Annotated in this window: 11 protein-coding genes; 5 read left to right on the top strand and 6 right to left on the bottom strand. The window is 68.0% G+C overall.

Annotated features, from left to right (window positions below; all coding sequences use genetic code 11):
• The first annotated feature begins 38 nt into the window (after positions 1-38).
• Positions 39-1,244: an ABC transporter permease gene (locus tag AC3WJI_RS21020; RefSeq protein ID WP_492759256.1), complete on the top strand. Its 1,206-nt coding sequence runs from the start codon at positions 39-41 to the stop codon at positions 1,242-1,244.
• Positions 1,245-1,377: 133 nt separating this feature from the next.
• Here the strand turns inward: AC3WJI_RS21020 and AC3WJI_RS21015 are convergent, their stop codons facing one another.
• Positions 1,378-1,974, bottom strand: coding sequence for a nucleotidyltransferase family protein (locus AC3WJI_RS21015; RefSeq protein ID WP_492759255.1), 597 nt, complete (start codon positions 1,972-1,974; stop codon positions 1,378-1,380).
• A complete protein-coding gene (locus tag AC3WJI_RS21010; RefSeq protein WP_492759254.1) occupies positions 1,961-2,875 on the bottom strand; it encodes an XdhC family protein in 915 nt (304 codons plus the stop codon). Before AC3WJI_RS21010 ends, AC3WJI_RS21015 begins: the two co-directional genes overlap by 14 nt.
• Before the next feature lie 125 nt (positions 2,876-3,000).
• On the opposite strand from AC3WJI_RS21010, the gene AC3WJI_RS21005 reads away from it, so the two are divergent.
• On the top strand, positions 3,001-3,996 hold the full coding sequence (locus AC3WJI_RS21005; protein WP_492759258.1) for a glycerophosphodiester phosphodiesterase: 996 nt from the start codon (positions 3,001-3,003) through the stop codon (positions 3,994-3,996).
• Between the two features lie 5 nt (positions 3,997-4,001).
• The gene (locus AC3WJI_RS21000; protein WP_492759253.1) at positions 4,002-4,286 is read left to right on the top strand and encodes a hypothetical protein; all 285 of its coding nucleotides are present in this window, start codon (positions 4,002-4,004) and stop codon (positions 4,284-4,286) included.
• A 315-nt stretch (positions 4,287-4,601) separates the two neighbouring features.
• On the opposite strand, the gene AC3WJI_RS20995 is transcribed toward AC3WJI_RS21000, so the two are convergent.
• A complete protein-coding gene (locus AC3WJI_RS20995) occupies positions 4,602-5,348 on the bottom strand; it encodes an esterase/lipase family protein (protein ID WP_492759252.1) in 747 nt (248 codons plus the stop codon).
• Entirely contained in the window at positions 5,339-5,968 is a 630-nt protein-coding gene (locus AC3WJI_RS20990) for a TIGR02117 family protein (RefSeq protein WP_492759251.1), read from the bottom strand. The genes AC3WJI_RS20995 and AC3WJI_RS20990 overlap by 10 nt, the downstream gene beginning before the upstream one ends.
• Before the next feature lie 64 nt (positions 5,969-6,032).
• Here AC3WJI_RS20990 and phhA point away from each other — a divergent pair, with 64 nt between their 5' ends.
• Together phhA and AC3WJI_RS20980 are read left to right on the top strand one after the other, a co-directional pair.
• The gene (phhA, locus tag AC3WJI_RS20985; RefSeq protein ID WP_492759250.1) at positions 6,033-6,899 is read left to right on the top strand and encodes a phenylalanine 4-monooxygenase; all 867 of its coding nucleotides are present in this window, start codon (positions 6,033-6,035) and stop codon (positions 6,897-6,899) included.
• Positions 6,896-7,390, top strand: coding sequence for a DUF6882 domain-containing protein (locus AC3WJI_RS20980; protein WP_492759249.1), 495 nt, complete (start codon positions 6,896-6,898; stop codon positions 7,388-7,390). The genes phhA and AC3WJI_RS20980 overlap by 4 nt, the downstream gene beginning before the upstream one ends.
• Positions 7,391-7,393: 3 nt before the next feature.
• Here the strand turns inward: AC3WJI_RS20980 and AC3WJI_RS20975 are convergent, their stop codons facing one another.
• Both AC3WJI_RS20975 and AC3WJI_RS20970 read right to left on the bottom strand, forming a co-directional pair.
• A complete protein-coding gene (locus tag AC3WJI_RS20975) occupies positions 7,394-8,335 on the bottom strand; it encodes a 50S ribosomal protein L11 methyltransferase (protein ID WP_492759248.1) in 942 nt (313 codons plus the stop codon).
• Positions 8,325-9,023, bottom strand: coding sequence for an SDR family NAD(P)-dependent oxidoreductase (locus AC3WJI_RS20970; RefSeq protein ID WP_492759257.1), 699 nt, complete (start codon positions 9,021-9,023; stop codon positions 8,325-8,327). The genes AC3WJI_RS20975 and AC3WJI_RS20970 overlap by 11 nt, the downstream gene beginning before the upstream one ends.
• Between the last annotated feature and the right edge of the window lie 101 nt (positions 9,024-9,124).

Genomic DNA, 9,124 nt, shown 5'->3' with positions numbered 1-9,124 from the left:
ACCCCAACCCCTCCCCTGAAGGGGAGGGGCTTTAAATCATGTTCGGCACCACCTTCATCCTCGCGATCCGCTCGATCTTCCGGCACAAATTGCGCTCGTTCCTGACCACGCTCGGCATCATCATCGGCGTCGCCGCGGTGGTCGCGATGGTCACGCTGGGGAAGGCGACCACCAAGGCGGCGCAGGCGCAGGTCGCCAGCCTCGGCACCAACGTCCTCCAGATCCGCCCGGGCCAGGGCTTCGGCCGGGGCGGCGGCGGGCCGCGCCCGCCCGACTTCAAGGAAGCCGATGTCGAGGCGGTCGCGCGCCAGGTCGCCGGGGTCAACGCCGTCGCCCCGCAGGCGCAGTCAACCGCTACGGTAATCTATCAGGGCGCCAACTGGTCGACGACGATCAACGGCACCACCAACGCCTTCTTCCAGGTCCAGCCCTGGCCCCTGGTCTCGGGCCGCACCTTCAGCCGCGCCGAGGAGCAGGCGGGCAAGGCGGTGTGCATCATCGGCAATACGATCCGCACCAACCTGTTCCGCGGCGGCGAGGCGGTCGGCGAGCGGCTCCGCGTCAACGGCGTGTCGTGCGACGTGATCGGCACGCTCTCGACGCGTGGCCAGGGCGGGTTCGGCGACCAGGACGACGTGATCATCATGCCGATCAAGCAGGTCCAGCGCCGCTTTACCGGCAGCCGCGACATCCGGCTGATGCTGGTCGGAGTCGACCCCGCCTATGACGGCGCGCAGGTCCAGGCCTCGATCCAGCAGGTGCTGCGCGAGCGCCGCCAGATCACCGGCGGCAAGGAAGACGATTTCAACATCTTCGACACAGCGCAAATCAGCGCGACGCTGACCGGGATCACCACCCTGCTCACCCAGATCGTCACCGCGGTGGCGGCGATCAGCCTCGTCGTCGGCGGGATCGGGATCATGAACATCATGCTCGTCTCGGTGACCGAGCGGACGCGCGAGATCGGCATCCGCCTGGCGATCGGCGCGGTCGCCAGCGAAGTGCTGATGCAGTTCCTGATGGAAGCGGTGGTGCTGTCGTGCCTGGGCGGGCTGGTCGGGCTGCTCGTCGCACAGCTCGTCGTGTTCGGGCTCGCGCCGCTGATGCAGGTCGAGTTCCTGTTCGAGCCCAAGATCAACATGATCGCGTTCCTGGTCTCGGCGCTGATCGGCGTGGTATTCGGCTATTTTCCCGCGCGAAGGGCGGCGAGCCTCAACCCGATCGACGCATTGCGGCACGAATGAGCCGAAATCCTCCCCCGGAGGGGGAGGTGGCGGCCGCAGGCTGACGGAGGGGTATTCTCCACCAGCGATATCGCCCGTGGAGAATACCCCTCCACCAGCTTCGCTGGTCCCCCTCCCCCTCCGGGGGAGGATCCTACTTCCCGTCGGTCGGCAGGCCGTAGAGCTTGCGCAATTCTTCCAGATCGTCGCGCGTGTCGACATCGACCAGCTCCGCCGGGCTGGTCACGACATGGTGCCCGCGCTTGATCAGCTCGCGGCCGCCCTCGTCGCCCTCGATCTTGAGCAGGTCGTCGAACATGTTCTTGCCGAACAAAGCCGGGGGGCGCGGCTGCACGCCGTCGCTCGACGCGACGATCGTGTCGAATCCGTCGGCGGCGTCGAACAGCCGGTAGATATGCGCCGCGGTCACGCGCGGCATGTCGGCGAGCGCGACCAGCACCGCGTCGGCGCCCGCGTCGCGCGCCACCGACACGCCATGGCACAACGAGCGCGCCTGCCCGGACGAAGGATCGGGGTTGTCCTCGACCTGGTAGCCGAGCGCGGCGAAATCCAGGCTGGTGTCCGAAACCACCGCGATGCGCGTGAGGAACGGGATATTCTCGAGCGCGGTCACGACGTGGAACGCCAGCGGCTTGTCGAGGAACGGCTCGGCGAGCTTGTCGGCATCGGCGAAGCGCAGAGAGCGCCCCGCCGCGAGCAGGATCAGAGCAGTCCGTTCAGGCGCGAGCATGAAAACTCCTTATCATTGCAGCAGCGATCGATAGCGCGATCTCGGCCGGACCGATCCCGCCAATATCGATTCCGGCGGGCCCTTCGATCCGCGCGAGGTCAGCCTCGCCTACCCCGGCCGCGGCGAGCCGTTCCAGCCGCGCGGCGTGGCTCTTGCGCGAGCCCAAAGCCGCGACATAGCCCGTCGGATGCTGGAGCGCGGCGATCAATCCGGCATCATCGATCTTGGGATCGTGGCTGAGCGTCACCACCGCGGTGGCGGGGTCGGGGCGTAATGCAGTCACCGCCTCGTCGGGCCAGCGATCGTCGAGGATCACGCGGGGGAAGCGCTCCTCGGTGAGGAAGCGCCCGCGCGGATCGATCACCTGCGTCGCGATGCCGAGCTCGCGCGCCAGCCCCGCGAGCCGCTGCGCGATCTGCACCGCACCGACGATCAGCAGCCGCCGCGGCGGATCGTAGCGATTGACGAACTCCCCCGCGGTGCCGGGCGCGCTCCGCCCGGTCGCGAGATCGGTGGCGACGTCGAACGCCGCGCCCTGTGCGCGGGCCCCTGCGATCGCCTCGAACAATTGCGGGTGAAACCCTTCGGCCGAAACCGGCTGGACCAACACCGCGATCTCCCCGCCACACGGCAGCCCGACTTCCCAGGCCGCGGCATCGGCGACGCCATAATGCTTCACCACCGCCGGCGCGCCCGCGATCACCGCCTCGGCGGTCGCGAGGATATCGGTCTCGACACAACCGCCCGACACCGATCCCTCGAACCGCCCGTCGCCATGGACGAGCATATGGCTCCCGCGCGGCCGCGGCGCCGAGCCCCAGGTCGACACCACGGTGGCGAGCGCCATCGGCGCGCCCTGCCACGCCTGGGCAGCCGCCAACACGCTGTCGTTTTCCGCCACGCTCCGCCTCGCTCCCGTCACACACCCCCGATAACGCGTGGGCCATGGAAAGTTTCGTGGCAAGATCGTTGGCGGTTGCGGCATTGCTGCTGGCGCAGGCCTGTGTCGGCGTGCAGGAGAAAACCATGCCCGCCTCCCCGATCGTCATCGCGCACCGCGGCGCCAGCGGCGAGCGGCCCGAGCATACCCTGCTCTCCTACCAGCTCGCGATCGAGCAGGGCGCCGATTTCATCGAGCCCGATCTGGTGCCGACAAAGGACGGCGTTCTCGTCGCGCGCCACGAGAACGAGATATCGGGCACGACGAACGTCGCCGACCATCCCGAATTCGCCGGTCGCAAGGCGACCAAGACGATCGATGGCGCGGCGGTGACGGGTTGGTTCACCGAGGATTTCACCCTCGCCGAACTGAAGACGTTGCGTGCCAAAGAGCGCCTCCCCCAGCTCCGTCCCGGCAACACCCGCCATGACGGCCAAGCCGAGATCCCGACGCTCGACGAGATCATCGCGCTCGCCAAGAGGGCGTCGCGCGAGACGGGCCGGGCGATCGGCATTTATCCCGAGACCAAGCACCCAAGCTATTTCGCGTCGATCGGGCTGCCGCTCGAGGCGCGGCTGGTCGCCAAGCTGCGCGAAGCCGGCTGGGACCGCGCCGACGCGCCAGTGTTCATCCAGTCGTTCGAAGTCGCCAACCTCCGCCAGCTCAAGCGGATGACGCGCGTGCCCCTTATCCAGCTGATGGCCGCGACCGGCGGTCCTGCCGACCATGCCGAACCGAGCTATGCGGCGATGGCGACGCCAGCGGGGCTGGCCAAGATCGCCGAATATGCCACCGGCATCGGCCCCGAGCGGACGATGATCGTCCCGGCGTCGGGTCCGGCCACGAGCCTCGTCGCCGATGCGCATGCGGCGGGGCTCAAGGTCCACCCATGGACCTTCCGCGCGGAGAACTTCTTCCTGCTCCCGGCGTATCGGAGCAGCGCCGCACCGGCCGAACATGGTCGTCTCGCCGAGGAAATCGCGTATTTCATCGGACTTGGCGTGGACGGATTGTTCAGCGATTACCCATATATAGCGGTATCCGCGCGCGCTGCCTCGGCGACGCCCGCCCATCGAAGGTAAGTGCCATGCGCCGATTGCTCCTCCCGATCCTCGCCACGCTGCCGTTGCTGACCGGCGGCTGCATCGCCAAGACCGCGTGGGACGTCGCCACTTTGCCGGTCAAGGCGGGCAGCCAGGTCGTCGACTGGAGCACGACGAGCCAGGAAGAGGCCGACCGCAACTACGGCAAGAAGATGCGCGAGAAGGAAGCGCGCGAGGGCAAGGAGCGCCGCAAGCGCGAGAAGGAATGCCGCAAGAACCCGGATTCCTGCGGCGCCTATGAGGGCTACCGCGCGTCCGATCCGAACTGAGGGCTTGGACGCCCGAGATCGGGTAAAAAAAGCCATCATTGCCTTCTAGCCCTCTCCCGCCTTCGCGGGAGAGGGTTGGGTGAGGGTCTTCTTTCTTCTACTTCGTGTCGCATGCGCACGCCTGTCCGCCGAAAGACGAGTTCCCATGCGTCGTCGCTCCGCAAGGACGCGACCGATGCCGAGCGCCCGCGCTGGGGTTCGCTGCGGGCTGACGAGGCAAAAGAAGAAGACCCTCACCCAACCCTCTCCCGCGAAAGCGGGAGAGGGCTTAAAGAAGAACCAGCCGGTAGTGGGAGGTGTCCCCTCGGTCGCTTGCTAGTCTTCACTCCCATCGCCATTCCGCCCCAAAATCTCCGCCACCGCACGCAGCACCTCGGGCCGCATCTGCACCCATAAATGGCTGCTCCGGACCTCTATCGCTGCGCCTGGCGAGCCCTCGGGCTCGCGGCAGATCAGGCCGTTGACCAGCCCGTCGCTGCGGCTCCAGATCGCGGTGGCGGGAACCGGCAGCGGCCGCGCCGCCTCTTCCAGCCGGGCGCTCAGCGCCGGATCGTCGATCTTCTCGCCGGTCAGCCACTCGAACGGCCGCCAGACATTGGTCGAGGTCGGCGGTCCGGCGAAGGGCGAACTGATCGTGATCACTTCGCGGACATGCTCGGGGTGCCGGTGCGCCGCGACGCGCGCCATGATCCCGCCGAGCGACACGCCAATCAAGGTGACCTTCTCGCCAGTCTCGGCGTGCAGCGCCGCGATCCGCGCCATCAGCCGCTCGCCCTCGGGCCCGACTGCGCGCACGCCGAGGTTGCGGCCCAACGCCCAGCCTTCGGCGCGGTAGCCGAGGCGATTGAGATAACGCCGCATCACGAAGTTCGAACGGTCCGAATTGACCAGCCCGGGCAGCAGGATCACCGGGCGGCCGTCGCCCGGCGGCACGTCCGCCAGCATCTTGCGATCCCGGAGCAACTGTCCCAGCCCCCAGGCCGCGCGCGGCCATTCGGAGAGCAAGGCAAGCGGCGGCGGCGGCACTTCGGCGGAGGCAGGGACTGCCAGTCTCAGAACCATTGCATCACTCCCGACGGAAACGGCGTCCACCTGCCCACCCGAACGCCCGCCGCGGCGAGCGCCTCGCCGGTCCAGGCATTGCAGGTGCGCAGCAGGCTGTAGCCGCCCCGCGCGACATAGAACGCGTCAGCCGCGCCATAGCCGCGTGCCGCCGGCCCTTCGCCGAACGTCCCCCGGATGAATGCGACGAGCCGGCGATATTCCTCCGGCCGCAGCACGATCGCCTTGGCGTTCGTGCCGACTTGCGGCGCGGCGATGTGCGAGACGTGCACCACCGTATCGCCCGCGCCCACGAACGCCCGCGCCACGCGGATCGGGTTCACATCCCACCAGGTCGGCGTGTTGAGGTAGAAATCGCGGTCGCCCCAGCCGAAGGCGAGGTGGCTCGCCCCGGCGCGCGCGGGATCGGCAAGGTCGCCGGGCCGCAGCAGATCGTCCCATGCCACGCCCTCCGCCGAGGCCGGCAACACGAGATCGGTGTGGATGCCGTTGTCGATCACATAGACGGTCACGCCCTGCGCCGCCGGCGTCCACTCGCGATTCGTCGGAACCGCGCTTCCCGCCAGCCCGGCGAGGAAATAGCATAAAAAGATCGCGCCGAATCCGAGCACGATCCGCATCGTCCAGCGCCTCGCTCGTACGAAGCCGTTTCGTATCATTTGCAACAATGCTATGCCGGTTCCGATGACCAACGACACCCATGTCCTCGACCGTCCGCCCGAAGGAGCGGCCGCCGACTGGACGATACCGCAGAACTGGCAGGCGTACACTGCCGAGGAGCACGCCACCTGGGACACGCTGTTCGCGCGCCAGGCGAAACTGCTTCCCGGGCGCGCCTCGGGGGCGTTCCTCAAGGGGCTGGACGCGCTGCGCCTGTCCGAATCGGGCATTCCCAATTTCGAGGAGCTGTCCGAGCGGCTGATGAAGCTGACCGGCTGGCAGGTCGTGGCGGTGCCGGGGCTCGTCCCCGACGACGTGTTCTTCGATCACATGGCCAATCGCCGCTTCGTCGCGGGCAATTTCATCCGCCGCCCCGACCAGCTCGATTACATCCAGGAGCCCGACGTCTTCCACGACGTGTTCGGCCATGTGCCGATGCTCGCCGACCCGGTGTTCGCCGACTATCTCGAAGCCTATGGCCGCGGCGGGGTGCGCGCGATGGAGCTGGGCGCGCTCAAACAGCTCGGCCGGCTCTATTGGTACACCGTCGAGTTCGGCCTGGTGCAGGAGGCCGAGGGACTGCGCATCTACGGCGCCGGAATCGTGTCGAGCTCTGCCGAGAGCCGCTTCGCGCTCGACGATCCGAGTCCCAACCGCATTGGCTTCGACCTCGAGCGCGTGATGCGCACCGACTATCGGATCGACGACTTCCAGCAGAATTACTTCGTGATCCCGAGCTTCGACGAGTTGTTGCGCGTGACGATCGAGACCGACTTCGCGCCGATGTACGAAGAGATAGTGCCGTTGCCCGATATTCCGATCGCGGAAATATTGCCCGGCGACGAAGTGATCACGCGGGGCACACAGGAACATGCGAGAGCGCGGGGGTGACGCAGCCCTTCCTTCGACTGTACGGGGCGCAGCATGACGGGGAGCCGCAGCACACGATCGCGCGCGCGGTCGAGGACCTGAAGACCAAGACCGGGGTGCACGACGCGAGCTGGCACCTCGACCAGTCGCGCTGGGACGTCGATCTCGACGCGGGCACGATCACCTTCGTCAACCCGCGCAAGTGGAAGATCGTCGCCCCGGTGCAGGTCATCGGAACCTTCAATACCCAGGACGGTACCTGGCTATGGGGATGGGACCATCCTTCGGTGCCGCGACCGCTTGCCGCGCATGCGCGAGCAGTGCGCGCGTTCGGCGCGAAGTATCGGCTCGAACGCTACACCACCCGCAAGATCGCCGCGAGCGAGGCCGAGGCGTGGCAGTTCACCGCTTTGGCCTGCTACCTCGCGGGCGCGCAGGGCGGCTATCGCGGGCCGACGGGCCCGACGCGGGTGTTCATGACCTTCGGACAGGTGACGATCAGCAACAGCTGACGCTCAGATATCCAGCGCCCAGCCGTCGCGGCCCTTGGGATCGGGCGGGGTGGTCGGAACGTAGCGCGTCGCGCCCGCTTGCAGCCGCAGGATCGTCCAGTCGCCGCGGCGGTCGACTTCCTCCAGCGCGCAGCCGCACGCCTTGAACGCCGCCACCACCGCTTCGCGCTGGGTTTCGAGCAGCCCCGCCAGCACGATCGTCGCATTCGCATCGGCGATCGCCGCGAGTTCGGGCGCCATCGAGACGAGCGGCCCGGCCAGGATGTTGGCGATCACCAGGTCGTAGGGCGCGCGCGCAGTGATCGCGTCGCTCAGCGCGCCGTCGGCCATGATCAGTTCGAGCCCGTCGATTCCGTTGTCGGCGGCATTACCCCGCGTTACGTCGATCGCGGCGGGATCGATGTCGGTCGCGACGATTTTCGCATCGGGCCACAGATGCGCCGCGGCGAAGGCGAGCAGCCCCGTCCCCGTACCCACATCGATCACACTGGCGAAGCTACGATCCGACATTGCGTCGAGCATGCGCAGGCAGCCCGACGTCGTCGCATGGTGACCGGTGCCGAAGGCGCGGCCGGCGTCGATCAGGAAGGCGCGGCCGCCCTTGGGCGCCTCGACTGGGTGCGCGCTGGTATGCACGACGAAGCGGCCCTCGCGGATCGGCTCGAGCCCCTCCTGGCTCATCTTGACCCAGTCCTCGGCGGTCAGCGCCTCGATCACGGGCTCGGTGCCGGCCGCGCTCGGCACCAGCGCACGGAGTGCCGCCAGCATCGCTGCGTCGGGCTCGTCCTCCATATAGGCATCGAGCCGCCAGCGCTCCTTATTGTCCTCGACCTCCTCGGTGGTCATCAGCACCGCGTCGAGCGCGAAGTCGCCGGCGTCGATCGCCTCGGCCTCGGCACGGGTGCACGGCAGTGTGACCTTCCAGCTGTCGATATCAGCGGACATAGCTGGCCCCGTTGATGTCGAGCACTGCGCCGGTCATCGAGGGCGGCGCCTCGAGCGCGCAGAACCGCGCGAGCTTCGCGACTTCGTCGGGATCGGCGACGCGGCCGAGCGGGATGTCGGCGAGCAGTTTGTCGCCGCCGCGGCTCGCCAGATAATCGTCGGCCATGCCGGTCATCGTGAAGCCGGGGCAGATCGCGAAGGCGAGAATGCCCTGGCTCGCATAGCCGCGGGCAATCGACTTGGTCATGCCGACCATTCCGGCCTTGGACGCGGCATAATGCCAGTGCGCGGGCGAATCGCCGCGATAGGCGGCGCGGCTTGCGACATTGACGATCCGGCCCGGGCGCCCCTCCGCCTGCCAGTGGCGCACCGCCAGCCGGCAGAGTTCGGCCGAGGCGGTCAGATTGACGCGCATCGTCTTTTCCCAGCCCGCGACCCAATCGTCATGGTCGAGATCGAGCGGCGTGGCTTCGAAGATGCCGGCATTGTTGATCAGCACGTCGATCCGCCCGTCGAGCGCATCGAGCGCCTGCTGCCACAGCCGCTGCGGTGCGGCGGGGTCGGTGAAGTCGGCGGGAATGCCGCTGTTGGTGCCCTGGCCGACGAGGCGGACGCCGTCGCCGGTCAGCGACTGCGCGATCGCGGCGCCGATGCCGCGGCTCGCGCCAGTGAGGAGGATGTTGGTCATGGCGGGGCAGTAGCGGCTTCGGCGGAAGCCGTCATCCTCGGCGACGCTTCCCTCGCTCGCGATGATCGCTCCCCTCCCGCTTGCGGGAGGGGTCGGGGGAG

The organism is Sphingomonas sp. FW306-1B-B10E, from assembly GCF_058782005.1.
This window is presented reverse-complemented; position numbering and strand designations above follow the sequence as displayed.